Annotated in this window: 22 protein-coding genes; 7 read left to right on the plus strand and 15 right to left on the minus strand. The window is 61.8% G+C overall.

Annotation, left to right across the window (positions count from 1 at the left end; translation table 11 throughout):
* Position 1 precedes the first annotated feature (1 nt).
* The 5 genes from ACFPN2_RS35330 to ACFPN2_RS35350 all read right to left on the minus strand — a co-directional run bounded on the left by ACFPN2_RS35330 (position 2) and on the right by ACFPN2_RS35350 (position 6,851).
* Positions 2–1,192, minus strand: coding sequence for a Rieske 2Fe-2S domain-containing protein (locus ACFPN2_RS35330; protein ID WP_380605538.1), 1,191 nt, complete (start codon positions 1,190–1,192; stop codon positions 2–4).
* Complete coding sequence (locus ACFPN2_RS35335) at positions 1,176–2,501, minus strand: amidohydrolase (protein ID WP_380605540.1); 1,326 nt, start codon at positions 2,499–2,501, stop codon at positions 1,176–1,178. Before ACFPN2_RS35335 ends, ACFPN2_RS35330 begins: the two co-directional genes overlap by 17 nt.
* A gap of 14 nt (positions 2,502–2,515) precedes the next feature.
* Positions 2,516–4,759 carry a TonB-dependent receptor gene (locus tag ACFPN2_RS35340; protein ID WP_380605542.1) on the minus strand — a complete coding sequence of 748 codons (2,244 nt, stop codon included), beginning with the start codon at positions 4,757–4,759 and terminating at the stop codon, positions 2,516–2,518.
* 224 nt (positions 4,760–4,983) lie between these two features.
* Positions 4,984–5,766, minus strand: a complete 783-nt coding sequence (locus ACFPN2_RS35345) for a LytR/AlgR family response regulator transcription factor (RefSeq protein ID WP_380605544.1) — start codon at positions 5,764–5,766, stop codon at positions 4,984–4,986.
* Complete coding sequence (locus tag ACFPN2_RS35350; protein ID WP_380605546.1) at positions 5,763–6,851, minus strand: sensor histidine kinase; 1,089 nt, start codon at positions 6,849–6,851, stop codon at positions 5,763–5,765. The genes ACFPN2_RS35345 and ACFPN2_RS35350 overlap by 4 nt, the downstream gene beginning before the upstream one ends.
* Positions 6,852–7,171: 320 nt before the next feature.
* Between ACFPN2_RS35350 and ACFPN2_RS35355 the strand changes: the two genes are divergently transcribed.
* A complete protein-coding gene (locus ACFPN2_RS35355; RefSeq protein ID WP_380606745.1) occupies positions 7,172–8,164 on the plus strand; it encodes an NAD(P)-dependent alcohol dehydrogenase in 993 nt (330 codons plus the stop codon).
* Here the strand turns inward: ACFPN2_RS35355 and ACFPN2_RS35360 are convergent.
* Positions 8,161–8,784, minus strand: coding sequence for a porin family protein (locus ACFPN2_RS35360; protein WP_380605548.1), 624 nt, complete (start codon positions 8,782–8,784; stop codon positions 8,161–8,163). The genes ACFPN2_RS35355 and ACFPN2_RS35360 overlap by 4 nt on opposite strands.
* A gap of 317 nt (positions 8,785–9,101) precedes the next feature.
* Between ACFPN2_RS35360 and ACFPN2_RS35365 the strand changes: the two genes are divergently transcribed.
* Positions 9,102–10,436 (plus strand): metal-dependent hydrolase family protein, encoded by a 1,335-nt coding sequence (locus ACFPN2_RS35365; protein ID WP_380605549.1) that lies wholly within the window; start codon positions 9,102–9,104, stop codon positions 10,434–10,436.
* A gap of 21 nt (positions 10,437–10,457) precedes the next feature.
* On the opposite strand, the gene ACFPN2_RS35370 is transcribed toward ACFPN2_RS35365, so the two are convergent.
* The 6 genes from ACFPN2_RS35370 to ACFPN2_RS35395 form a co-directional block, all read right to left on the minus strand.
* Positions 10,458–12,443 (minus strand): FTR1 family protein, encoded by a 1,986-nt coding sequence (locus tag ACFPN2_RS35370; protein ID WP_380605551.1) that lies wholly within the window; start codon positions 12,441–12,443, stop codon positions 10,458–10,460.
* 70 nt (positions 12,444–12,513) lie between these two features.
* The gene (kdpC, locus tag ACFPN2_RS35375) at positions 12,514–13,092 is read right to left on the minus strand and encodes a potassium-transporting ATPase subunit KdpC (protein ID WP_380605553.1); all 579 of its coding nucleotides are present in this window, start codon (positions 13,090–13,092) and stop codon (positions 12,514–12,516) included.
* Between the two features lie 11 nt (positions 13,093–13,103).
* Positions 13,104–15,242 carry a potassium-transporting ATPase subunit KdpB gene (kdpB, locus tag ACFPN2_RS35380; protein ID WP_380605555.1) on the minus strand — a complete coding sequence of 713 codons (2,139 nt, stop codon included), beginning with the start codon at positions 15,240–15,242 and terminating at the stop codon, positions 13,104–13,106.
* 5 nt (positions 15,243–15,247) lie between these two features.
* Positions 15,248–16,993 carry a potassium-transporting ATPase subunit KdpA gene (gene kdpA / locus ACFPN2_RS35385; protein ID WP_380605557.1) on the minus strand — a complete coding sequence of 582 codons (1,746 nt, stop codon included), beginning with the start codon at positions 16,991–16,993 and terminating at the stop codon, positions 15,248–15,250.
* Positions 16,990–17,073, minus strand: a complete 84-nt coding sequence (gene kdpF / locus ACFPN2_RS35390; RefSeq protein WP_380606747.1) for a K(+)-transporting ATPase subunit F — start codon at positions 17,071–17,073, stop codon at positions 16,990–16,992. The genes kdpA and kdpF overlap by 4 nt, the downstream gene beginning before the upstream one ends.
* Positions 17,074–17,078: 5 nt before the next feature.
* Complete coding sequence (locus ACFPN2_RS35395) at positions 17,079–17,240, minus strand: hypothetical protein (protein ID WP_380605559.1); 162 nt, start codon at positions 17,238–17,240, stop codon at positions 17,079–17,081.
* A 158-nt stretch (positions 17,241–17,398) separates the two neighbouring features.
* Between ACFPN2_RS35395 and ACFPN2_RS35400 the strand changes: the two genes are divergently transcribed.
* From ACFPN2_RS35400 to ACFPN2_RS35415, 4 genes are all read left to right on the plus strand, one after another.
* On the plus strand, positions 17,399–17,719 hold the full coding sequence (locus tag ACFPN2_RS35400) for an EthD family reductase (protein WP_380605561.1): 321 nt from the start codon (positions 17,399–17,401) through the stop codon (positions 17,717–17,719).
* Positions 17,720–17,830: 111 nt separating this feature from the next.
* Complete coding sequence (locus ACFPN2_RS35405) at positions 17,831–18,307, plus strand: carboxymuconolactone decarboxylase family protein (RefSeq protein ID WP_380605563.1); 477 nt, start codon at positions 17,831–17,833, stop codon at positions 18,305–18,307.
* A gap of 2 nt (positions 18,308–18,309) precedes the next feature.
* On the plus strand, positions 18,310–19,080 hold the full coding sequence (locus ACFPN2_RS35410) for an alpha/beta fold hydrolase (protein WP_380605565.1): 771 nt from the start codon (positions 18,310–18,312) through the stop codon (positions 19,078–19,080).
* A gap of 127 nt (positions 19,081–19,207) precedes the next feature.
* Positions 19,208–21,991, plus strand: coding sequence for an ATP-binding protein (locus ACFPN2_RS35415; protein ID WP_380605567.1), 2,784 nt, complete (start codon positions 19,208–19,210; stop codon positions 21,989–21,991).
* Here ACFPN2_RS35415 and ACFPN2_RS35420 read toward each other — a convergent pair.
* The gene (locus tag ACFPN2_RS35420; RefSeq protein ID WP_380605569.1) at positions 21,978–22,925 is read right to left on the minus strand and encodes an SMP-30/gluconolactonase/LRE family protein; all 948 of its coding nucleotides are present in this window, start codon (positions 22,923–22,925) and stop codon (positions 21,978–21,980) included. The genes ACFPN2_RS35415 and ACFPN2_RS35420 overlap by 14 nt on opposite strands.
* Positions 22,926–23,101: 176 nt before the next feature.
* Between ACFPN2_RS35420 and ACFPN2_RS35425 the strand changes: the two genes are divergently transcribed.
* Positions 23,102–23,626, plus strand: coding sequence for a DUF488 domain-containing protein (locus ACFPN2_RS35425; RefSeq protein ID WP_380605570.1), 525 nt, complete (start codon positions 23,102–23,104; stop codon positions 23,624–23,626).
* 9 nt (positions 23,627–23,635) lie between these two features.
* Here the strand turns inward: ACFPN2_RS35425 and ACFPN2_RS35430 are convergent, their stop codons facing one another.
* Positions 23,636–24,292, minus strand: coding sequence for a nucleotidyl transferase AbiEii/AbiGii toxin family protein (locus ACFPN2_RS35430; protein WP_380605572.1), 657 nt, complete (start codon positions 24,290–24,292; stop codon positions 23,636–23,638).
* A complete protein-coding gene (locus tag ACFPN2_RS35435) occupies positions 24,289–24,792 on the minus strand; it encodes a helix-turn-helix transcriptional regulator (RefSeq protein WP_380605574.1) in 504 nt (167 codons plus the stop codon). The genes ACFPN2_RS35430 and ACFPN2_RS35435 overlap by 4 nt, the downstream gene beginning before the upstream one ends.
* Positions 24,793–24,924 lie beyond the last annotated feature (132 nt).

A 24,924-nucleotide genomic window follows, 5' to 3' on the forward strand; every position in this document is an offset into this window, starting at 1 on the left:
ATCATTCTCCGCGCGGTTGTATGCTCGTGCCGGCGTCGAGCTTCACCAGCTCGCCAGCCGCATCGAACGCCACGCCAATCGGATCTTGCCCATTCGCCACTGCTTGCACTTGCTGCTTGAGCATTCGTCGCAGCAGCCCGATCCCACGGTCCGAGAATCCGAGATGCTCCTCGGAGTGGAACGAGATCTCGCCCTGACTGACTTGCGCCTCGTAGTCGCCGGGGAAGCGCTGATGCTCTTCCTCCGTCAGCTCGTGCCATAGCTTGCCGTTGAAGTGCGAGCGGATCTTCGCGAGCGAGCCCTTCTCGAGCACGCGGCCGGCCGAATAGATGCGGAAGCTCGTGTCATCGATGGGCAGCACCCATCCGAGCAACGAGCACGGCCCATCCTTCTCGGCACGAGGGCTGGCGACCGCACGAATCGTCGGGAGCACCGCTTCGGTGATGCGACGATGGACGCCGGTCTCCACATCTCGCAACTGAATACTGCGGATGCCGCGCGTGGTGTTCTCGAAAGTGACTTTCGGCATGATCGCCATGCGCGCATTGAACTGATTGCCGCTGAATGAGCCGTGCAGGATGGGCACGTGGAATGGATCCATCACGTTCTCGAAGTGCTGCAACCAATTGCAGGGCACGATGGCCGGGCCGCCGCTGCCGATGCTGCTGTCGTCGGCCTCGATGAACTCGCCCGGCTCCAATGTTTCCAACACGTCGAAGCGAGGCAACACCGGTTTCTTTTCCGGCGGGCCCATGTAAGCGAAGATCAGTCCGTAACGCTCTTCCACCGGATAGTACGGCTGACGAATGCGCCCGCATGTCGACGCGCCCGCGTTCGGCTCGCAGGGCTGCTCGAGACAGCGACCTTCCACATCGAACAGCCAGCCGTGATAACAACAGCGGATGCCGCGATCTTCGACGCGTCCGTAATAGAGAGAAGCGCCTCGATGCGCACAGCGTGGATGAACCAATCCAGCGCGGCCGCTGCCATCCCTGAACAGAATCAGATCCTCGCCGAGCGCGCGGATCTGGCGCGGGGTGCTGCCAGCATCAGAGGTCAGACCGATGGGATGCCAGTATCGACGCAGCAACTCGCCCATCGGCGTGCCGCGCCCGACCTTGGTCAATTCGGCGATGTAATGAGGCTCGGTCCGATGATAGGCGGAGGCCCCGTTGCTAGGAACGTGGTTCATTCAAGTAGTCCAGCGCGACGAAGGTCAGCGCACGCACGCCGACCGGCAATGCATCTTCATTGACGTAGAACTGCGGCGAATGATTCTCTGCCGCCTGCCCGGTCGGTACGCCTTCCTTGTTGATGCCAAGGAACACATACAAGCCCGGCACCACGCGCGTGTAGTGCGAAAAGTCTTCCGATCCCATCACCGGCAACATGTCGCGCACCTTGTCGTCACCCGCCGCACGACGCAGCGACGGCAACAACTGATTGGTCAGCTGTGGATCGTTATAAGTAACCGGTGCGTACGGCTCGACGGTGACCTCGGCCGTTGCGCCCGAGCTTTGCGCGACCATCTCGGCCGTGCGTCGAATGCGCTTCAGGAAGTCTTCGCGCATTTCAGGCTCGAACGTGCGAATCGTGCCTTTCATCTCGACCTGGTCGGGCACGATGTTTCCACGCACGCCGCCATGGATTGAGCCAATCGTCACGACGGCGGGCGCCGACGTGATGTTGAGCTGCCGGCTCGGAATAACCTGCAACGCCGTCATGATCTGCGCCGACACGATCACGGGATCGACGCCGTGCCACGGCTGCGCGCCATGGGTCTGAACGCCTTTGACGACGATGGTCAACGAATCCGCGGCCGCCATCTGGCCGCGCGGACGATAGGAAATCGTGCCCGGCTCGCCGGGCCAAACGTGAATACCGAAGATCGCACTGGGCTGCACCGGCGCACCGAGCACGCCTTCTTCGACCATCAGAGCCGCGCCACCGCGCTCGCCGGTCGGCGGACCTTCTTCGGCCGGCTGGAAAATAAACTTCACCGTGCCGTGCAAATCCTTGCGCATGCCGGCCAGCACTTCGGCTGCACCCATCAGCATCGCAGTGTGCGCATCGTGACCGCAAGCATGCATGACGCCGACGTCCTGGCCGTTGAACTTGCCTCGCACTTTCGATGCGAAGGGAACATCGGTCTGCTCCGTGACCGGCAGCGCATCCATATCAGCACGTAGCGCGACGACACGCCCAGGCTGTCCGCCGCGAAGAATGCCGACGACGCCCGTGTGAGCGACCCCGGTCGTCACCTCGATCCCCAACGAACGAAGATGATCGGCAACCAGCTTCGACGTCCGAACCTCACGATTGGACAGCTCGGGATGCTGGTGAATGTCCCGACGCCACGCGACCACCTTCGGCGTGACCTTCACAACCGCCGCGTCGACGGGGCTGCCCGCCGGTGCATCGGCACCGGCGGCTCCACTCCAGAATTGACTCAGCGAGACGCACGCCAGCAGGCCGGCGGTGAACTTCTTGTGCAACTTCATCGCCGGCTCTCGGCTCACCACTTGGCGGCGAACCGCAGACCGATGGTGCGCGGACGATTGGTCAGGATGCGGGTCGGATCGTTGACGCTCTTGAACGCGTTGATCTCCGCATGTTCGTCGGTGAGATTGGAGATATACAACGTCGTGCTGTAGTTCGACCAGCTCAGCCCGGCACGCAGATTCACCAGCGTGTACGCGTCGGTCGGGAAGTCGTCTTCGTCGTAACGCGTGTGCTCCACTTTGCCCGAGTACTGCACGTCCGTGCCAATGTTTGCTTCGAACGAGCCCATCGGGAACGTGTAGTCAGCCGATGCGCTGCCAGTCACGTCAGGCACGTTCAACAGCGCCGCGCCGTCGACAGCAACGTCGCCCAACTCCGGCACGTCTCGCACCAGCTTGGCATCGATGCGACTGGCAGTCAGTGTGAGCTGCAGGCCGTCGATGGGACGCGCGGTGATGTCGAGCTCGAAGCCATTCGACTCCGCAACTTTACCCTTCACGTTGCCGACACCCGAGAACGCGCCGCCGGGACCGAACAACATGCCGACCTGAAGATTTTCAAGGTCGATGCGATAGGCGGCCAGGTTGAAGATCAAGTGATCGTTGAGCCAGCTCGACTTCAAGCCGATCTCGTAATTGACCGTGTTGTCTGGATCGTACTGAGGCGGCACGTACGCAACCGTGGATGCGTTGGTGCCACCGCCGCGGTAGCCCTCGGCATACTGAGCGTAGGTCATGAACGTCGGCGTGAACTGATACGACAGCACACCCTTGAAGATCGTGTCGCGATTCTCGCCATGCTGAGGCGCTTCGACGATCGGACCGGCCCCGCTGAAGAACGCATAGTTGGTCACCGCCTGCAGATCGCGCTCGGTGTCGAACCAGCGAGCGCCGCCGGTCAGCGCCAGTTTTTCGGTGATCTGATAAGTCGCTTCGCCGAAGATCGCGAGATCCGTCATTTCATCCGCGAGCGAGCGCGACGAGACGCGGCCCAGAGAAACATCCGGGCGACCCGTGACCGGATTGGCGGCGACGATATCGTTCGTGTAGTCGATGTTGCGATCGGAGTAGTACACGCCGAACACGCCGTTGATCGGCCCGTCGAACTTGGTCGACATGCGCGCTTCGCCGGTGGTGAGCTGCGAGCTCTGCGGCGCCAGATACACACCCGCTTGCGGAATCGCGGCCGTCGCGAACGGCGGTACCCCGAGGCCTTGCAGGAAACGGAAGAACCCGAACGACACCGTATAGTCCTGCACGTCGAGCACGTCGCGATCGAAGCGCGAAGCGGCCAACGTGAGATCGGACCAGCCGAAATCGTGTTCGAGCGTCAGGGCATACACCTTCGACTCGTCCTCGTGCGGTTCGAGCGAGGCCAGCGAGGCTTTCCGCTCCCCATCGGCCGGATAATTTGTGCCGGAAACATTGCCGTTATAGGGACGCGACAACGGCCGGCCGCCGGTTTCCATCTTCTGATAGAACACCTGACCGGTCAGCGTCGTGTTATCGCCGATCTGCCACAAACCCGTGACGCGCCCGCCGGCGTTCTGCTGGTCGTTCACGTCCTTCAAGCCACGCAGCGGGTTGTCGCTGAAGCCATCGGCGTCGTCGTAGTAGCCGACCATACGCAGGGCGAACTGATCGGAGACCGGAACGTTGATCACGCCGCGCAAACCGTAGTTCCAACCGCCGTCCTTGGTGTTGGACATGTCGGTCGAGACCGAGCCTTCGAGCAAGCCGAGCTTCGGCTTGTTGGTCACGATGCGGATCACGCCCGATTGGGAATTCGAGCCATACAGCGTGCCTTGCGGGCCGCGCAGGACTTCGACTTGTTGAATGTCGAACAACGCCAGGTCGGGCTGCGTGCCGCCGAATTCGGTCGCCGCGCCACCCAGGCCGGTCACGGGAATGTTGTCGTAGTACAGCGCGCTCTGCGCTTCACCCGCTGAGTTGATACCGCGAATGACGTAGCGCTTGTTGCCGGCACCCGAGTCCACGAAGGTCAGGCCCGATACGCTGCGAGCAAAATCGGCGAACTCAACGGCGCCGAGCTTTTCCAACCGATCGCTGTCCATGATCGCGACGCTGACCGGCACGGATTGAACCTGCAGGTCGCCCCGCTTCAAGCCAGTGACCACAATCTCTTCGAGCACGTCTTCCTGCGCCTCGGCCGCCACCGCCGTGCTCGCCGTCGCCACCAGACCGGCGGTGCCGCTCAGCATCGCCAGCGCCCAACCCAGCCGCTTCTTATTGCTCATACACCCACCCTGCTCCCCATTTGTATCGTATATCGGAACGTAGATCCGATCCGGGACCACCAACTACCTGCTGAAAAAGTAGCAGTTCAGCCGGTGACGCGCAAGATTTGTCTCGTATCGCAATACCCTCGTCCTTTATACAGGAACACCTGCACCGAAATGGATCCTGCGGACGGCAATATGGGATGGGCCCTGGCCAGGGCAGGGAAAGGGGCTGAGACGGGTTACATCTGCCGGAAGAGGTGGAGGTAGCCCCGACTGACGGGCAGCACCTCGTCGCGCCCCTTCATATGAATATCGGCGGTTTCGTTCGGGCCGCGCGTGACATGGCTGATGGCCCGGAGGTTAACGACGACGGAGCGATGCACCTGCGCGAACTGGGCGGGATCGAGCTGCGGGATCAGCTCCTTGAGCGGGGTACGGACCACAGCGTCGCGCGGCTGGCCCCCATCGTCGCGCCATGCGACTCGGGTGTACTTCTCTTCCGAACGCAGATAGTCGATATCGTCCACTGCGATCAGTCGAACGGTCTGGCCAACGGACGCCCGCATCCACCGCAGTGTCCCCGGTTGACGTGTTCGCTCCAGACTCGCGGCGAGTTGCTGTAGCAAAGCTTCCGTATTCAATGCCGGCTGCGCAGCCTGCAGACGCTCTTTCAGCCGAGCGACGGTCTCTGCCAATCGTTCCGGCTCAACCGGCTTCACGAGGTAATCGAGCACGCCCTGAGCAAATGCCTGCACGGCGTATTGATCGAACGCGGTAACGAACACCAGATGCGCGCGTCGACCGATGTGCTGAGCGGCCTCGACACCGGTCTTGCCAGGCATCTGCACGTCCAGAAAACAAATGTCCGGTCGATGCGTTTCGAACAGATCGATGGCCTCGCGACCGTTGCGGGCCTGAGCCACGATGTGCAGCTCGGGCCAGAGCTGCGAAAGCAGGCGTTCGAGTGCATCCCGCAACAGCGGCTCGTCGTCGGCGATGAGTGCGGTGGGCTGAGTGCTCATGGTCGGGCCGGGAAATTCAGTTCGGCACAGACGCCGTGCGGCTCGATCTCGGTCAGATGCAGTTGAGCGTCACCGCCGAATGCGAGCTGCATTCGTTCGCGCAGCGTTGAAAGCCCCGTGCCCAGCCCGCTGCCCGTCGTTTTCAGGCCCACGCCGGTATCCATGACGCGTACGAGACAACGGCCGTCGCGCAACCAGATATCGACGTCGATGCGCCCGCCCTCCTCACTTGGATCGATACCATGCTGGACAGCGTTCTCGACGAGCGTGAGCAACGTCATCGGCGGACATTGAAACTTCGCCGCGGCCGGCTCGATATGCAAGGCGAACTGCAATCGGTCGGGCATACGCATTTGCATGAGCTCGAGATACGCGCGAGCCAGATCAAGCTCTTGATCCAACGTCGTCGCCTGCCCTTGCATCCGGGGCACGGCGGCGCGAAGGTACGCGATCAGATTCGTCAGCACGTTCGACGCTTGAGGCGAGCCCGCATCGACCAGTGCCTGCACGTTCGCGAGCGTGTTGAACAGGAAGTGAGGTTTCACTTGCGCCTGCAATAGGCGCAATCGCGCATCGAGTGCTTTGCGCTCGAACTCGCTGCGTTCGAGCTCGAATGCTAGTGCCTGATCGCGAGCGAAGACATCGCGCTGGCGGACCATTGCACCGAGCGCGATCCATGGCCCGAACAGCAGCCCTTCGACGATGAGCACGAGCAGCCCTTTCATCTGCGGCGCCTCGTGCGCCGAGTGAATATCGACGGCCATCGCGATCGAGTGCGCGAGCAGCGCGCCGACCAGAACGGCAACGACCACCCCGCCGACCTGCAGAACCCATCTCGGCAGCCAGGGCGGCAATCGCACCGGGCGCTGTTCGAACAGCCCGAAGGCCAGCACCGCCACCAGACTGACGACCACGGCATGACCGATCGTGACATCGATGGTCGGCGCCGTGGACGGCAGACTGTTCGCCGCCCCAAACACGATCCCCAGGCTCAGCGCCAGCACCAGTCGACGCCAACCGAACACGAGCGCCAGGCCTCGCGGCCTCGCCTGCACGATCTGTTGATGGCCCATCGCGGAAGACATGAGCCCAACTATAGATCGTGATCGCCGGGCTCGCCCGCACTTTATCCCCTCCGCAATGCGCCCCCGCCGCCATTCGTCCGCCGGAATCGTCACTCGGGCCGCCGGGACCGGCGTTCGTCGCATGCGCTCGTTTTCTCAGCCGCTCACTTTCATAGTCCGCCCGCAACCGACAGGGAGAAACCACGATGACTCTGAGCAAACGCATCCTCATTGGCGTGGCCGCGGTGTTCGCACTGGCTATTGCCTCGCTCGCGATCATGCTGAGCCACGACGCTCAGTGCCCCGGGCCGGGGGCAACGACCGCCAGCACCCAATTCAAGATGAAAGCGGTGCTGCAGCGTTGCTATGGCTCGCCCGAGGTGCTCACCTTCGAAGATATCGCCAGGCCGACGCCCGCCGACAACGAAGTTCTGGTTCGAGTGCGAGCGGCCGCCGTCAATCCGCTCGACTGGCACAGCGTCGCGGGTTGGCCGTATGTCATGCGCCTGGGCAGCGGTCTGAGTGCACCCAACGACCCGCGCATGGGTGTCGACTTCGCGGGCACGGTCGAATCCGTCGGCAAGCAGGTCACGCAATTCAAACCGGGCGATGAAGTCTTTGGCGGACGTAGCGGCGCCTTCGCCGAATATGTTGTCGTTCGTGAGGACCGCGCCATCGCACGCAAGCCGTCGAATCTCACGTTCGAACAGGCCGCGGCCATGCCGATCGCGGCTATCACTGCGTTACAAGCGCTGCGCGACCATGGCCACGTTCGTGCCGGTCAAAAGGTGTTGATCAATGGCGCATCGGGCGGCGTCGGTACTTATGCCGTTCAAATTGCGAAGTCATTCGGCGCCGATGTCACTGGCGTATGCAGCACTCGAAACGTCGAGCTCGTGCGCTCGCTCGGTGCGGACCGCGTCGTCGACTATAAGAAAGAAGACTTCACCGCCGCGAGCGAACGTTATGACGTCATCATCGATAACGTCGGCAATCGCTCTCCGATGGATCTGCGACGCGTGCTCACACCGGGCGGCATCGTGGTCATCGTCGGCGCTCCCAAAGAAGGTCCGTGGATCGGCATGTTCTGGGGAGTCATCCGGGCCGCGATGCTGTCCTGGTTCGTCGATGAGAAGTTCGAGTTCTTCGTCGCGCAACTGAACCGTGACGACCTGGACTCCCTCGCCGCTCTCGCCCGCGATGGCAAGCTCACCTCGGTGATCGACCGAAGCTTCCCCCTCAACGAAACATCGCAGGCCATCGAGTATCTGGCAGGATGGCACGCCCGAGGCAAAGTCGTCGTGCACGTCCCGCCAGACTCGAATCGGACTTAAAACTGGAAGCCCACGCCGAACGTCGTCTCGAACGTGTTCAAGGAATCGTCGTAACGATCGATCACCTTATCGAGATAGCGATAGCGCGCGTCCAGGCGCAGCGAGACATTGTCGGTGATGAAGTACTTCGCACCGACGCCAGCGTTCAAGGTGAAGCCGTTGTCGTCCTTGATGCGCACCGGTCCGCCGCCGTTCACCGTGCCCGTGATCGGGCGATCGAGATCCGCGCTGGCGTAGCCGATACCGGCGAGCACGTAAGGCACGAAGCGGCTGCTCGGGTTGAAGTGATAAACCGCGTCGACATCGAACGTGGTGAGGTCGAGATCGATATCGCTCGTGGATAGACCCGTCACCGAGGTATTGGTCTGACCCAGCGACAATTCAAGGCCCCAGGCGTCGGTAAAGTGATAACCGTAGCGCAGGCCATAGGTGAGATCGTCATCGAGCTCGGGCGTGCGCCCGTTGATCTTGCGATCGCTCAGATCGTCGCCGAACGCCTCGCCGACATACGCACCAACCTCCTGGCTGCCCGCGGTCACCTGCGCCATTGCAGGCACGGCCGTAGCAGCAAGTGCGCCAGCGGTTGCTAATCCAATCAGTCTTTTCGTCGTCAACATCATCCTCTCCTAAACTTTTATTCACCATCGCATTGCTGCGACGTGGGAAGCAGCTTGCGCTCGCAATGCCGGGTGAATAAATCGGCTGGCGCGTAACAAGATGTTGCTTGGAATTCAGCAATGCGTGGGGAACTTGCACCAAGATGCGCACCATGCGTTCTATACCGGTGCGTGCCAGCAATTGCGCCAACGAGCAATCAGCGCGCATGAATCATGCTGACGCCGCGCCACTCTTAATCCCATTCGCAAAAAAGTGGTGTCGGCTCGCGTGTAGGCTCAGTCGACCTCCACTTCCTAACAACTGTTTCGAGGACTGCTCGATGACAAGAAACAACAACCCTCGTATCGCCAATGCAGTGAAGAAAGCACTGCTATCGCTGACGGCTGTGGCCGCAGCGATTGCCGGCCCCGCGATGGCCAAAGACGTGGTCATTCACGCCGGCACGCTCATCGACGGCGTCGCCACTGCGCCGAAGAGCAAAGTCTCCATCGTCATCAAAGACCAGCGCATCGTGTCGGTGCAGAGTGGTTTCGTGACGCCGGCCGGGGCCGAGGTGATCGATCTTTCCTCAGCCACCGTCCTGCCGGGCTTCATCGAATCTCACGATCACATTTCTTCCAGCGGCGATCGTCGCCCGCTGAATCGGTTCACTCAGAGCGAAGGCGATGCCGTGATTTCCGGAACGCTCAACGCGCGTCGCGAAGTGGAGCTGGGCTTCACCACTGTGCGCGATCTCGGCTCGGGCCCGCTGACGGCGCCGGCACTGATTCGTGCCATCGATTCAGGAAAGATTGTCGGGCCCCGCTTGTGGACTGCGCTCGAGCCGCTGGGACCGACCGGCGGGCATTCGGATCGCGCCAACGGTCTGCGTCCGGATTTAGTGTTCGAAGGACGGGAAGCGTCGATCGTCGACAGCGCGGAAGAAGCTCGCATCAAAGTTCGTGAGCATCGCCGTCGTGGCGCGACCGTCATCAAGATCATGCCGAGCGGCGGCGTCGGCTCCATCGGTGACGATCCGCATCACATGACCATGACCGACGAAGAAATGAAGACGGTCATCGAGACGGCGCATGAGCTCGGCCTGAAGGTCGCCGCGCACGCGCACGGTAAGAAGGCCATCGACCACGCCATCCTCGCGGGTGTGGACTCCATCGAGCACGGCACGTACGCCGATGCGGAGAGCTACAAACTGATGAAACAGCACGGCACGTTCCTGGTGCCGACGCTGCTGGTCGCCGATGCGATCTACCAGACTGCGATCAAAACGCCGGACCAGTTGCCGCCGACCGTGGCGGAGAAAGCCATCGCCGTGACGCCGACCATGATCGGCAACGCGGGTCGTGCTTATAAAGCCGGCGTGAAGATCGCGTTCGGCACCGACCAGGGCGCCACGTCGAATCGCAACAAGGCTGAGGAGTTTGCGCTGCTCGTGAAGGCGGGCCTGACGCCGATGGATGCGATTTTCACGGCAACTCGCAACGCCGCCGAGCTCGTCGGCAGCCCCGACGACATCGGCTCGGTGCAGGCCGGCCGCTATGCCGACATCGTCGCGGTCAAAGGCGATCCGCTCAACGACATCACCGAACTGCAGCGGGTCGAGTTCGTGATGAAGGGCGGTGAAGTGATCAAGCGCGACGGCAAGATGCAGCGCTGAGTCGATACGCGGTGGCGTCGCTTAGCGCGGCGCCACCGCATCGGTTGACGATGCGTGCTGTCTCGCTGACCGCGCGTTGTACGCGAAGCCGGCGATTGCAGCGAGCGCCACGACCGCTTGCAACAACAGCGTCTGAACCGAAGGATACAGGCCCACCAGTTCGATTCGAGGCAAGGGCAAGGTCTGGACCGACAATATCCCCGCCTCTTGCAAGGCTGCGGCCCCTTTGCCGGCCAGCACCACCGCCAGGACCGCGATGAAGATCGAGCTGACGGAAAAGAATTTGGCAATGGGCAGACGCGCGCTGAACTTCAACATTGCGGTCGCAGTCAGCGCCAGCACCGCTGAGCCAGCGACGAATCCCGCGAGCGCCGCCGCTCCATTGCCTTCGCTACCGAGTGCCGCGTAGAACAGAATGGTCTCGAACACTTCACGATAGACCATGAGGAACGCGAGACCCGCCAGCAACCACGCCGAGCGGCCTCGCAAAATCCCGGAGAGATTGTTCTGGAAGTAGCGCTGCCAGTGCCCGGCGACGCTCTTCTGATGCATCCACAAGCCCACGGTCAACAGGATGAACGCGGCAAAGAGCGATGCATAACCTTCGGTCAGCTCACGGCTCGCACCGCTGATGTCGATGAGATATCGCGCGACGAGCCAGGTGATTCCGCCGGCCACGAGCGCCGAGATCCAGCCGCCCTGGACATACGGCATCAATTCCTGCCGTCCAGACTTGCGAAGGAACGCGACGATGGCGACGACCAGCAATAACGCTTCCAACCCTTCGCGCACGAGAATGGTGAAGCTCGCGATGAACGTCGTTGCCGCGCCGGTGTTGCCTTGATCGAGAACTTTGCTCGCGTCGTTCAACACTTCTTCAACTGCTGCCAATTGCTCGGTCATCTCGGCAGGCGTCGCGCCCCGATCGAGACGCGCTCGATACTCCCCCATCACGCCTTCAATGCGAGTCAGGACCTTCGCATCTCGCGCGGCCAGTCGCGGCTCGATGGGCTCGATGCCATCGAGGTACGACGACAACGCCAAGCGAGCCGCCTCCTGCTTGTTGCCCGCTTGATAGGCCGCGATGCTCTGATGCAGACGAGAGCGCGCCAGCGCCACACCCGATTCTTGAACCAGTGCCGATGGCGTCGCACGTAAATAAGCGAGCGCGGCCGAGGCGCGACTCGCACCCAAGTCGGTGGAAAGCTCGTTCTCAGTCTTGCGTACCAGCGTTTCCAGATCGGGGATGCGATCGCGCAGCGCCGGGTCCTGTTTCCAAAGCTTCGCACCGGCCTGACGGGTCGCCTCGGGATACGCCAACGTTCCGACGTAGAAGCTCAGTGCCCAACGATCTTCCGCCGACAACGACGCGAAGCTCGGCATCGCCGTACCGCCGACGCCTTGGCTGATCGCTTCGAACAAAGAATAAAGACTGCGCGCACGCGCACGAGTGGCATCGGTGAAAGCAACGGGCGGCGGATCGAGTTGAGCCGCGGCCGGACCATCGCCATGGCCGGCGGCGCCATGACAAGCGCCGCACTGTTCTTGATAGAGCGCCGAGCCGCGAGCGATATCGGGCACAGCCTTCGGCGCAATCGGAACGGGATAGGCCGCGAGCAGCTGATTGGCGAGCGCGTGTGCGACCTGCGCGACCTTCGCGGCATCCGCCTGTTGGGATACTGCCGTTTCCAGCAACTGACTTTGCTGGGCAAGTTGCTCGCGGCCGTCACGCGCCGGCAGCGCGTCCAAGCGCTCCCGAATCGTCGCCGTGAACTCCATCATCTCCTTGAATTCACCGGCGTTGGTGACCTGCCCGTCGCTGACGGCACCGGCATAGTCGACCGCGACATAATCAATGAGCTGCCACAACTGGCGCACCTGGAGATCGAGCTTGTCATCTTCCGCTGACAACGCCGGGCCCGCACCAAACACCACCAGCCAAGCTATCGACACCATCACCCGCGACAGCCAATGCCCGCGGGCCGATGAGAATGAGAACCGCTTCATGGTCGCAGCCTAGCGACCGGCGCTCCTACAATCAAATGAAGTCGTCGACATGGAGCTGGGGCAAATTGCCTCAGTGGCTGGAATTCCGGCCGTCCAACGACAGATTCAGCAGCAACACGTTCACTCGGGGCTCGCCGAGCAGCCCGAACGTTCGACCTTCCGTTGCCTCTTTCACCAGGGCTCGAATCTCCGCCTCGGGCCGATTGCGCAGCCGAGCCACGCGCGGAACCTGATACTCCGCAGCCGCCGGAGAGATATGTGGATCGAGTCCACTGCCGGACGCGGTCACCAGGTCGATGGGCACCAGCGACTTGTTCTCCGGATCCAAGGCACGAAGCGCCGCGACTCGCTCCGTGATGATGGTCGCGAGGGTCGGATTGGTCGGGCCTAGATTGGACCCACTCGAGGCCGCGCCGTTATAAGGCTGTGGCGAAGTGGCGGAGGGCCGGCCGAAGAAATACTTCGGATCCGAAAAGGGTTGGCCGATCAGACGCGAGCCGACCAGCTTGTCGCCCTCCTTGATCAGACTGCCATTCGCCGCGTCGGAGAACACAGCCTGGCCGATACCGGTGACCACCAATGGATAGGCGACGCCGGTAATAACGGTCAACAACAGAAACGACACCAATGCAGGACGAAGCTGTTTCATATCTTTGCGCCTCAAACCAGGCCGAAGGCCACGAGTAACAGGTCGATGAGCTTGATGCCGATGAACGGCACCACCAGGCCACCGACGCCGTAGATCAACAGATTCCGCCGCAACAACAGCGCCGCCGAGGTCGCGCGAGTCTTCACGCCGCGCAGAGCCAGCGGCACCAGAAAGACGATGACGATAGCGTTGAAGATCACCGCCGACAGAATCGCGCTCTCGGGACTTTCCAAACGCATGATGTTGAGTGCGTTCAACGCCGGATAAGTCGCCGCGAACGCCGCCGGAATGATGGCGAAGTATTTGGCGACGTCATTAGCGATGGAGAACGTCGTCAACGCGCCGCGCGTCACCAACATTTGTTTGCCGACGTCGACAATCTCGATCAGCTTGGTCGGATTGGAGTCGAGGTCGACCATGTTGCCGGCTTCTTTCGCCGCCTGCGTGCCGGTGTTCATCGCCACGGCCACGTCGGCTTGCGCCAGCGCGGGAGCATCGTTTGTACCGTCGCCGCACATCGCGACCAGCCGGCCCTCGCTTTGATTGCTACGAATCAGATCGAGCTTTTTCTCCGGCGTGGCTTCGGCGAGGAAATCATCCACGCCCGCCTCGGCCGCAATCGCAGCGGCAGTGAGTCGATTGTCACCTGTGACCATGATGGTCTTGATGCCCATCTGTCGAAGCTCGGCAAAGCGCTCACGAATGCCGCCCTTCACCACGTCGCGCAGCTCGATCACACCCAGCACGCGCTTTCCATCCGCAACGACGATCGGAGTGGCGCCACGACGTGCAATCGTATCCACCGACTCGCTCAACCGGGTCGGCCACATGCCGCCCTGCTCTTCGACGAACTTGCGAATCGCATCGGCCGCGCCCTTGCGCAGCGTCCGCCCTTCCAGATCGACGCCGCTCATGCGCGACTGCGCCGAGAACTTATGGAAGGTGTGGATCGTGTTGGCAAGATCGCGCGCACGCAGTTGGAACTTCTGCTTCGCCAACACCACGATGGAGCGACCTTCCGGCGTTTCATCCGCCAGCGAGGCCAACTGCGCAACGTCTGCCAATTCCTGCTCAGTGACGCCGGGCGCTGGCACGAACGCCGAGGCCTGGCGATCGCCCAGCGTGATCGTGCCGGTCTTATCCAACAGCAGCACGTCCACATCGCCCGCCGCTTCGACGGCACGACCCGAGGTCGCGATCACATTCGCACGCACCATGCGATCCATGCCGGCGATGCCGATGGCGGACAGCAACGCGCCAATGGTCGTCGGAATCAAACACACCAACAACGCGACCAGGACGGTGAGTGTCACAACCGAGCCCTGCCCGGCCGCATCTACTGCGAACTTCGAAAACGGCGCGAGCGTTGCGGTCGCGAGCAGGAACACCAACGTGAGCATCGCGAGCAAAATCGACAGCGCGATTTCGTTTGGTGTCTTGCCGCGCTTCGCGCCCTCAACCATGGCGATCATGCGATCGAGAAAGCCTTCCCCTTCTCTCGCTGTGACCCGCACGACAATCCAATCCGACAGCACGCGGGTACCGCCGGTCACCGAAGAGAAATCGCCGCCCGCTTCACGCAGCACCGGCGCGGATTCGCCAGTGACGGCGCTCTCGTTCACCGACGCGACACCTTCGATGATCTCACCGTCGGCGGGAATTGTATCGCCGGTCTCCACCAGCACCAGATCGCCCCGACTCAACGTGCTCGCTTCGACGGACTTGTAATCAGTGCGATTGCTGGCCGTGATTTTCTTGGCGTAGGTGTTCCTGCGCATCGACCGCAACGTCGCGGCCTGCGCCTTGCCGCGCCCTTCGGCCAACGCTTCGGCGAAGTTTGCAAACAACACCGTCAGCCACAACCACGCGGCAATCGCGAGCACGAATCCCGGACGCCCCGCGTCTTCGATCTGACCGGCGGCAGCGCCGATACCGATGATGGTCGTGAAGATGCTGCCGACGAAAACCACGAACATCACCGGATTTCGTACCTGCACTCTCGGATTGAGCTTTCGGAACGAGTCGATGATGGCCGAGCGGAGAATCCCGCCCGTCACATACTTCGCCGTGGGACGCGGCGTGCCGCCCACGACGGCGGGCGCCACCGAATCGGATTTCTTCTCAGCAACGTTTGCTTGGGTAGTAGCCATGAGGATCAACCTTTGCCAATCATCTGCAAGTGCTCGACGATGGGGCCGAGCGCCAGCGAAGGCAGGAATGTCAATGCGCCAACCATCAGGACGACACCGATGAGCATGGCGACGAACAAGGGCGTGTGGGTGGGCAAGGTGCCGGCAGTGATTGCTACGTTTCGTTTGGCAGCGAGGCTGCCGGCGATGGCGAGCACCGGGATCATCAGCCAGAAGCGCGAGATCCACATCGCCACACCGAGCGCGATGTTGTAGAACGGCGTGTTCGCCGAGAGACCGCCGAACGCACTACCGTTGTTATTACCGGCCGAGGTGAACGCATACAGAATCTCGGAGAAACCATGCGCCCCCGGATTCGCAACGCTGCCGGTGCCGGCGGGAATTGCGCTGGCTATCGCAGTGCCGACCAGCACTACCACACAAGGCAACAACAACACGAGCGACGCCATCTTTACTTCGTAGGCCTCGATCTTCTTGCCCAGATATTCCGGCGTGCGCCCGACCATCAAGCCCGCGATGAACACCGCGACGATAGCGAACATCAACATTCCATACAGACCACTGCCGGCGCCGCCGAACACGACCTCGCCCAGTTGCATGAGCCACAGCGGCACCAAGCCACCGAGCGGCGTATAGGAGTCATGCATCGAGTTCACCGAGCCGTTGGACGCCGCCGTCGTCACAGAGGCCCACAACGCGGAGTTCGCGATGCCGAAGCGCACTTCCTTGCCTTCCATGTTGCCGCCGGAGTGCGTGGCCGAACCCGCCTGGTCCACGCTCAATGCTTCGAAGCGCGGATTGCCAGCCTGTTCGGCGCTGAACACACCGAACGTGAGCGGGAGAAAGATGATCATCATGGCCGCGTACACCGCCCAACCCTGGCGTGTGTCCTTCACCATGCGCCCGAACGTGTAACACAGCGCCGCTGGAATCAGCAGGATCGCCAGCACCTCGAGGAAATTCGCGAGCGGCGTGGGATTCTCGAACGGATGCGCGGAGTTCACATTGAAGAAGCCGCCGCCGTTGGTGCCCAGTTGTTTGATCGCGACCTGACTCGCGGCTGGGCCGAGCGGAATGGTCTGCTCCGTGATTTGCTCCGACGCGGTTTTCACCGGCTCGACGAGCTCCACCGTCTTGTACTCGGAGAAGTTCTGCACGACGCCTTGCGACACCAGCGCCAACGCCAGCAGGATGGACAGCGGCAACAGCACATAGAGTGTGCTGCGAGTCATGTCGACATAGAAGTTACCGATCTGATTTGCCTGACGACGCGAGAAGCCGCGAATCAACGCCACGAGCACCGCCATACCGGACGCGGCAGAGAGGAAGTTCTGCACGTTCAGCGCGATCATCTGCGTGAAGTAGCTCATCGTCGACTCGCCACCGTAGCCTTGCCAGTTGGTGTTGCTGGCGAAGCTCACCGCGGTGTTGAAAGCCGACTTCGGTTCCACTCCCCCAAAGCCCTGCGGATTCAACGGCAGCACCCCCTGCGCCAGCTGAATCGCATACACGGCCAGAAAGCCGATCAGATTGAACAGCAACAAGCCGATGGCATAGCTCTTCCACGACGACTCGGCGTGCTCGTCGATACCGCACAGCCGATAGATGCCGCGCTCGATCGGGGCGAGCACCGGCGTGAGCCAGGTGCGCTCGCCTTGAAACACTTTCGCCATGAAACCGCCCAGCGGCTTCACCAGCGCCGTGAGCACGATCGCGAACATCACGATCTGCATGACACCTGACATATTCATTCAAATCTCTCCGGAAACAACAACGCCACCACCAGGTACACGCCCAGCGCGGCGGCCAGAATCAGGCCGATCCAGTTCATGACACTCACTTGCGCAACCTCTGATGAATGAGCTTTTGGCTGCTATGGCCGGCAATCGGCGGCGCGGCGGGCTTGTCGCCGCGAGGCTCGAGCAGCACCGCAAGTTTGTAGAGCAGCCAGGTGAGGCCGACGAGCAACAGCACGGAAAGGACGACGACTCGGTCCATGGGAATCTCCCGGCGTTCCAGAGCGAAAGGTGAACACCGACGCTGCCCAGGGTAGGCAGTGGCGTGTGAGCATGTCGTTAGGATTTCGGGGCCAGAAATTGGACGACGCACCGGCGCCGGGTGCACGATAGGCCACGAACGAACAACGGGAGCAAACCATGATCAAAGTCAGCGTGATGTATCCGAACAAAGCCGGCGCTCGCTTCGACCACGCCTACTACCGGGACAAGCACATGCCGCTGGTGCAGGCTCGCATGGGTTCCGCCTGCCGTTTCTACACAGTGGATAAGGGATTGGCCGGCGGCGCGCCCGGCGAGCCGCCGACTTATGTGGCGATGTGCCACATCTATTGCGACTCGACCGAGGCCTTCCAGGCCGCATTCGGCCCGCATGCCAAGGAGATTCTGGCCGACATCCCGAACTACACCGATCTGGCGCCGGTCCTGCAGATCAGCGACGTCGTGGTCGGCCAGCCCTGAGCAACGGCCACGCGCGGCAGATGCAAACTGTCGCACGCTTCTACAAGAACAGATCCCTCGATTCTCCGAGGATGGTTGTCGTGCCAGCAACCTTCCTCGGAGTCATCGACGATGCAACGGATCAATTACGCGCAGCAGTCCCCTGAACTGCTCAAGCGCTTCGCCGCGTTCAACAACGCCGTCAAGGAAAGCACGATCGAGCAGTCGATCCTCGATCTCGTGACCCTGCGCGCCTCGCAGCTCAATGGCTGCGGCTTCTGTGTGGACATGCATGTCAAGGAAGCAAAGATTCACGGCGAACGCGAACTTCGCTTGCATCATGTCGCGGTGTGGCGCGAATCCACTTTGTTTGCTCCTCGAGAGCGCGCCGCTCTCGCATGGACCGAGATCGTGACCAAGCTGCCGGAGCAAGGCGTGCCGGACGATATCTATGAGCGCGTGCGCGGCCAGCTGTCGGAAAAAGAAATCTCCGACCTGACCTTCGCCATCGTCGCGATCAACGGCTGGAACCGCCTGAGCGTCGCCTTCAAATCCGTCCCCGGCTCGGCGGACGCCTTCTATGGTCTGGACAAAGCCGGACTGAAATAATCATGAAAATCCTGATGGCCGTCGCAGCCACCATCGCGACATTCACAAGTTCGATCGCGGGTTCGCAACAGCCCGAGAAGCCAACCATCGTTCTGGTCCACGGTGCATTCGCCGATGCCTCCAGCTGGAACGGCGTCATCGCTATTTTGAAAAAGGATGGCTATGGCGTCGTCGCCGTCGCGAACCCGTTGCGCGGCGTGAAGAGCGATGCGCAGTATGTTGACGACGTCGTGAGCGGCATCAAGCAGTCGGTCGTGCTCGTCGGTCATTCGTACGGCGGATCGGTCATCTCCGAAACTCACGCGTCGAACGTGAAGGCGTTGGTGTATGTCGCCGCCTTCGCGCCGGAGGTTGGCGAAACAGCAGCGAGCCTGTCCGGAAAGTTTCCTGGCAGCACGCTCGGCACGGCATTAGCGGCACCGGTGACGCTCGCCGACGGTGGCAAGGATCTCTACATTCAACAGGATCGTTTCCACCAGCAGTTCGCTGCCGACGTATCGGCGTCCGAGGCTGTGGCGATGGCGGTGGGACAACGCCCCATCACCGAAGCGGCACTCAACGAGCCCGCCAGCACCAGCGCGTGGAAAACCATTCCGTCGTGGTTCATCTATGGCGATCAGGATAGAAACATTCCGCCGCAGGCATTGGGATTCATGGCCGAGCGTGCGAAATCGAAGCACACGGAAGTGGTCCACGGCGGCTCGCACGTGGTCATGATCTCCAATCCCAAAGCGGTCGCGAAGTTGATCGAGCGCGCGTCCATGAACCTGTAGAGGCACGGACATGGTGTCGCCGCCGGCCGTCAGCCCTGCTTACGGCCGGCGGGAATGGGTTATTCTCCCCGCCATGACCGGTTCAGATAACGGCGCCGTCTCATTCGGCCCGTTCCAGCTTTCCCCGTTGACTCGGAAACTCCAGCGCGAGGGCGTGACCATCACGCTCGGCGATCGCGCGCTCGACATCCTGATCGTGCTGGTCGAGCACGCCGGCGAGATCGTCAGCCATCGGGATTTGATCGCGCGAGTGTGGCGCGACCTCGTGGTCACCCCGGGCAATCTCCGGGTTCACATGACCGCCCTGCGTAAAGCGCTCGGCGACGGTGAAGACGGCGTTCGCTACATCGCCAACGTTGCTGGCCAAGGCTATACCTTTGTCGCCCCCGTGCATCGCGCGGGCATGACGACTGCGATACAGCCAGCGTCGCCCGTCATCCCAGCGACACGCGCCCTGCCACCCGCACTCACCCGCATGGTCGGTCGCGATGACGCGGTTCGCACGATTGCCGCCGACCTGCGCACCGATCGCTTTGTCACCATCGTTGGCCCGGGCGGCATGGGTAAAACGACCGTCGCTGTGTCGGTCGCTCACGCGATGCTGGATGAGTTCGCCGGCAACGTCTGTTTCGTCGACCTCGGCGCCATCGCCGATCCCAAGTTGCTCGCGGCGACCATCGCGTCGACCCTCGGGCTGTCGATCCAGAGCGCCGATCCCACCGTCGCACTCATGACCTTCCTGCGAACGGCGCGAATGCTGCTGCTCCTCGATAATTGCGAGCACGTCATCGATGACGTTGCGCCCCTGGCCGAAATGATCTTCGGTCAGGCGCCGGGAGTGCACATTCTCGCGACCAGTCGCGAAGCGCTGCGCGTTGAAGGCGAGCATGCGCATTGGTTGCGTCCGCTCGAAAGCCCGCCGCCCGATAGCGCGGTGAGCGCGGCGAAGGCGCTGACCTTTCCCGCCGTGAAGCTCTTCGTCGAGCGCGCCACGGCCAGTGACAGTCGTTTCGCTATAACCGATGCGAACGCGCCCATCGTGGTCGACATTTGCGGCCGGCTCGACGGTATCGCGCTGGCGCTCGAATTCGTCGCGGGTCGGATTGGCACGTACGGCCTGGAAGGCACGGCGACGCTGCTGGACAAGCGACTGGGACTGCATTGGCAGGGCCGTCGCACAGCGCTGCCGAGACATCAGACACTGCAGGCCCTGCTCGACTGGAGTTACAGCCTGCTGTCGCCCTCCGAGCAGCACGTGTTGCGAAGGCTGTCGATATTCGTCGGCACGTTCACGCTCGAAGCCGCACACGCGGTCGCATCGGACGCGGCGCTGGAGGGTCAGTTCATCAGCGAGGTCGATCAGCTGATCGCGAAGTCGCTGGTCTCCGTCATCCCCACGCCTGAAGGCTCGGCCTGTTACCGGCTATTGGAAACAACCCGCATTTACGCGCTCAGAAAGTTGGAGGAATCCGCCGGCGAGGCGGACGCCACTGCCGAGCGCCACGCGCGCTATTTCACACAGTTGTTGAATCCGACTGCCGGGGGCGACTGCCGGCGAACGCGTCACGAGGACCTTGGCAATCTGCGAGCCGCGCTCCAATGGTGTTTTGCCGGCAGCGACGACTCTCACAAGATCGAGCCGGGCATCGATCTGGCCGCCGCTTCGGTCGCTTCGTTCCTGGATCTTTCGCTGTGGAATGAGTGTCGCAAGTGGAGCGAGGCGGCATTGGCCGCGATGCCTGAAGCAACACGGGGCAACAGACGCGAGCTCGTCTTGCAGGAAGCACTGGCGATTTCCTCGTTGCTGACCAATGCCATCGAGGCGCGCACGGCGATCGATCGCGGCCTCGAGATCGCGCGACAGCTCGGAGAGACGGCGATCCGCTTTCGACTGCTCGGCGCGCTGCACGTTTACGTGCTTCGCATGACCGACTTCAAGAGCTCGCTCACAGTGGCCGAAGAGATGGACGCGGTCGCGCGGGAAACAAACGATGTGAACCGCAGAGTCATCGCCGATTGGATGCTGGGCTCATCGCAATATGTGCTCGGCAATCCAGCGGTCTCGAAACAGCTGTTCGAGAGCGGCTTCTCCCACGGCATCCGAGCCACCGAGAGCGATCAGCAACTCGCCGGGCTCTACTATCGCACTCGTGCGTTGTATGGGCTCGCGCGCGTGCAGTGGCTCTGCGGTTTTCCTGACCAGGCGTTGCAGTCGGCCCGGCAATCGATGGTGGAAGCGGCCGAAAGTGGCTCACCCGTCAATGTGAGTTATTCGCTGGTCTACTCCTGCTACGTGTTCCTGTGGTGCGGCGATCTCGATACCGCGCAGGAAATGAATGAGCAGGTGATGGCCCTGCCCCACTGGCAAGGCCGCCTGGTATGGTTTCACGCCGAGGCCTTTGCTTTGAAGGGCGAGCTGCTGGTTCGTCGCGGACACCTTCAGGAAGGCATCGAGCTACTGCGCACCACCCTGGCGGACATGCAGGCCAGCAGTCAGAAGAATCTGATGCTATCGGTCACGGCTTGTTGCCTGGCCGAGGCGTTGGCGACGATCGGGCGTCCTGAAGAAGCGCTCTCGGTGATCAACGACGCCATCGCTCATGCGCCGGGCGGCGCCGAGACTTGGGATGCGCCTGAATTGTTTCGTATCAAGGCCATCGTGCTGCTGGCGATGCCGACGCCCGACGAAACGCGCGCAGAGAATTGCCTCATGCAATCGCTGGCACTCGCCCGTCATCAGGGCGCTAAAGGCTGGGAGCTGCGCACAACCATCACGCTGGCACGACTTCGCGCGACGCAGGGCCGCGCCGGCGAAGCTCGCGACATGCTCTCGAAGCTTTACGATCAGTTCACCGAAGGCTTGCAAACGCAGGATCTGAAAGCCGCCGCCGAGCTGCTTACCAGCCTTTGACCTTCGTCCGCAGGCGAACCAGGTTCTTATCCGCGGTGATATACAAGGTGCTGCCGTCGTCGCCGAACGTGAGATTCGCGGTCGGCACGCCGGTGGCCAATGTGCCCAGGTGCTTGCCCGCCGGTGAGTAAACAAGAATGCCGCCCGGCGCGGTCGCCCACAGCGTGCCGTCGCGGCTGACTTTCATACCGTCGGGCAGCCCGGGTTTCTTTTCCTTCGCGGCCGCGGTCACGTCGAAGAACACTTTGCCGGCGCCGAGCGTACCGTCGCTCTTGACCGGATACGCCATCACAATCGCCTTGTCCGGATCGGAGTTGGCGACGTACAGCGTCTGTTCATCCGGTGAGAACGCCAGTCCGTTGGGACGGCTCAATTCGCGCGCCAGCAACGTGAGCTCGCCGCGAGCGTTCAATCGATACACGCCCTGGAAGATCAACTCCTTCGCTGGATCGTCCTCACCTTTCGGCAACCCATACGGCGGATCGGTGAAATAAAGATCGCCGTTCGACTTGAACACCAGATCGTTCGGACTGTTCAGACGCTTGCCCTGATATTTGTCCGCCAGCGTGACGAACTTGCCGCCGTTCAGTTTGGCGATACGACGGTCGCCGTGCTGGCAGAGCACCAGCTCGCCGGCCTTGTTGAAGGTCAACCCATTCGAGCCTGGCTCACGGCCCGTGAACGGCTCGGTGCCGGTGTAACCCGAGGGCTGCAGGAATTTTTTCAGGCCGCCGGCCTCGGACCATTCCCAAATCATGTTCCGGGGAATATCGGAGAACAGCAGCCGTTGCTTGGGCGCGTCCCAGATCGGGCCTTCCGACCATTCGAATTTCTTCTCGGCGAGCACTTCGATGACGGCCCCCGGCTCGACCAGCTTGTCGAACGCCGGATCGAGACGCTCGATCTTGCCGAGCACCGCAACCTCTTTCGCCATCACCGCCTCCCCCGACCCGATCCACAGACCCAACGCCAAGGGTATCGCAAGCACTAAGCGACGGATCATCGAACGCCCCCCCTCCTGGTTTGGACGGCAATGATACCGCTACCCGTTTCCGGCGGGAACCGTCACGCCGCTGCCTCGTTTGGAACTCGGAGGTACACGGAAACAAAGTGAAGACCACCGTCTGGACCATCGGTCATTCCACCCATTCGTGGCCGGAGTTCGTGAGCTTGCTCGAAGCGTATGAGCTGCAGGCAGTGGCTGACGTGCGCCGTTTACCCGGCTCGCGCCGCCTGCCGCAGTTCGATCAGGACACGATGGCGAAAGCGCTGGAGCGCAGCGGCATCGCCTATCGATGGTTTCCGAAACTCGGCGGTCGACGCCGTGCGCTTAAAGACTCACCCAATACGGGTTGGCGCAATCTTTCTTTCCGGGGCTACGCAGACTACCTCGCGTCCGACGAATTCGCGGAGGGCCTGACCGAGCTGGTCGATCTCGCCCAACAGGAGCGCACCACCTTGATGTGCGCCGAAGCCGTCTGGTGGCGCTGCCACCGCCGCCTGATTGCAGACGTGCTACTGCTGAAAGGAATCGAGGTCATCCACATCCTCGACGCCACCCACTCCACACCTCACACGCATACGCCACCGGCGCGCGTGGTTGAAGGCAAGCTTACCTATCCTGACGAAGAGTGATTCTGTAGCTCATTTGAGCAGCGGCTCGATGATCGATTTCGCCTGCCGCACACATCGATCGAAATCCAATCGCCGACCGATGGCATCGATCTCCGCAAACTGACGCCGAAGCACGTCTTCCCCATCGATCAATGCCTGGAGAAATTTCTTGCCATGCCTTGCCATGAAGGGTTCGGCCAATTTTATCTGCGCGGGCTCGGCGGTGGCGACGGCGCACAAGTCGTACAGATCTCGTGCCTTGGCACGATCCCCACGATGCCACATTTTTTTGGCAATGACCTCTGCCGACGTTTCCACGCGAATCGTGCGCCCTCGGTACTCGACCATTTCATAGGGAGCGTCGGTCAATGGAGTGCCGACGACCACATCGATCTCACCTTCCCGAAGAAAGAACTTGATGAACTCGGCCGACTCTTCGTAATCGGTGCTGATGCTCTCGGCGACGTCGCTCAGCCGAGGATTGACATATCCGAGGTACTGCGGATCCGGAACGAACAGGTCGATGTCCTTGCTCTGCCGATGCGCGATTCGCAGCATGAGCACCGTGCCTCCGCCAAATGACCAGTGCGCATCGGAGATCTGCCGCTCCAGGTGCGCCATGAGCTTCAGCGCACGAGGAAACAGCGAAGTCCATGGACCCGGCCGATTCAGGTTGAGCGAACTCATCCCCAGATATCACGTCGGCTCTTCACCTGGCGTGCCAGATTGCGGTAGTTCTTCCACACAGCGTCACGACTCAGCTTCTCCTCGTCATGAAGTTGCTCGGCCACGGCGCCGAGCAATGAAACCGGCGCATCATCCAGAAGTGCGTGCATATGCGGGATGTACTTCTCCGGAAGCTCGCCGGACGCAAGGATGCGCTTCAAAGCCGGCCGCGCAAGCCGCCGCCTGAAGCTCACGCTAGCGGTAGCGGCAGCCCGGGCCAGCGCCGTCATTTTCGCAGCCTTGCTAGATGCGGACCGGCCCGCGTCAACCCGCAGTACCAACCCCAATACAGCGGCCAATCGCTCAGCCTTATTGAGCCCCAGATCCGGAGCGGCACCCGTCTCGATCTGGTTGACCGTCTGGCGAGAGAGGCCACTGAGCGCGGCAACTTGGGCCTGACTCAAGCCCATGTCAGTCCTTCGCGCACGCAGAGCCTGCCCCAATTCGTGGATTGCACCCATGGGAGCATCATAGGCCTGATGCAATCAATGTCAAATATATGCGACACCCACACCCGGGCCCGAACTGGCTTTATCCGACGACTCCGAAGTGGAGCTACCACGCAGGCGGCTCGAGTGCAGACTCGTGCGGCG

Origin of the sequence: Steroidobacter flavus, from assembly GCF_042651805.1 — a bacterium.
GTDB lineage: Bacteria > Pseudomonadota > Gammaproteobacteria > Steroidobacterales > Steroidobacteraceae > Steroidobacter > Steroidobacter flavus.

Excerpts from the sequence above, each read along its gene's own strand:
- ACFPN2_RS35330 (WP_380605538.1), bottom strand. The coding sequence starts at position 1,192 with ATGAACCACGTTCCTAGCAACGGGGCCTCCGCCTATCATCGGACCGAG.
- ACFPN2_RS35335 (WP_380605540.1), bottom strand. The coding sequence starts at position 2,501 with ATGAAGTTGCACAAGAAGTTCACCGCCGGCCTGCTGGCGTGCGTCTCG.
- ACFPN2_RS35340 (WP_380605542.1), bottom strand. The coding sequence starts at position 4,759 with ATGAGCAATAAGAAGCGGCTGGGTTGGGCGCTGGCGATGCTGAGCGGC.
- ACFPN2_RS35345 (WP_380605544.1), bottom strand. The coding sequence starts at position 5,766 with ATGAGCACTCAGCCCACCGCACTCATCGCCGACGACGAGCCGCTGTTG.
- ACFPN2_RS35350 (WP_380605546.1), bottom strand. The coding sequence starts at position 6,851 with ATGTCTTCCGCGATGGGCCATCAACAGATCGTGCAGGCGAGGCCGCGA.
- ACFPN2_RS35355 (WP_380606745.1), top strand. The coding sequence starts at position 7,172 with ATGAAAGCGGTGCTGCAGCGTTGCTATGGCTCGCCCGAGGTGCTCACC.
- ACFPN2_RS35360 (WP_380605548.1), bottom strand. The coding sequence starts at position 8,784 with ATGATGTTGACGACGAAAAGACTGATTGGATTAGCAACCGCTGGCGCA.
- ACFPN2_RS35365 (WP_380605549.1), top strand. The coding sequence starts at position 9,102 with ATGACAAGAAACAACAACCCTCGTATCGCCAATGCAGTGAAGAAAGCA.
- ACFPN2_RS35370 (WP_380605551.1), bottom strand. The coding sequence starts at position 12,443 with ATGAAGCGGTTCTCATTCTCATCGGCCCGCGGGCATTGGCTGTCGCGG.
- kdpC (WP_380605553.1), bottom strand. The coding sequence starts at position 13,092 with ATGAAACAGCTTCGTCCTGCATTGGTGTCGTTTCTGTTGTTGACCGTT.
- kdpB (WP_380605555.1), bottom strand. The coding sequence starts at position 15,242 with ATGGCTACTACCCAAGCAAACGTTGCTGAGAAGAAATCCGATTCGGTG.
- kdpA (WP_380605557.1), bottom strand. The coding sequence starts at position 16,993 with ATGAATATGTCAGGTGTCATGCAGATCGTGATGTTCGCGATCGTGCTC.
- kdpF (WP_380606747.1), bottom strand. The coding sequence starts at position 17,073 with ATGAACTGGATCGGCCTGATTCTGGCCGCCGCGCTGGGCGTGTACCTG.
- ACFPN2_RS35395 (WP_380605559.1), bottom strand. The coding sequence starts at position 17,240 with ATGGACCGAGTCGTCGTCCTTTCCGTGCTGTTGCTCGTCGGCCTCACC.
- ACFPN2_RS35400 (WP_380605561.1), top strand. The coding sequence starts at position 17,399 with ATGATCAAAGTCAGCGTGATGTATCCGAACAAAGCCGGCGCTCGCTTC.
- ACFPN2_RS35405 (WP_380605563.1), top strand. The coding sequence starts at position 17,831 with ATGCAACGGATCAATTACGCGCAGCAGTCCCCTGAACTGCTCAAGCGC.
- ACFPN2_RS35410 (WP_380605565.1), top strand. The coding sequence starts at position 18,310 with ATGAAAATCCTGATGGCCGTCGCAGCCACCATCGCGACATTCACAAGT.
- ACFPN2_RS35420 (WP_380605569.1), bottom strand. The coding sequence starts at position 22,925 with ATGGCGAAAGAGGTTGCGGTGCTCGGCAAGATCGAGCGTCTCGATCCG.
- ACFPN2_RS35430 (WP_380605572.1), bottom strand. The coding sequence starts at position 24,292 with ATGAGTTCGCTCAACCTGAATCGGCCGGGTCCATGGACTTCGCTGTTT.
- ACFPN2_RS35435 (WP_380605574.1), bottom strand. The coding sequence starts at position 24,792 with ATGGGTGCAATCCACGAATTGGGGCAGGCTCTGCGTGCGCGAAGGACT.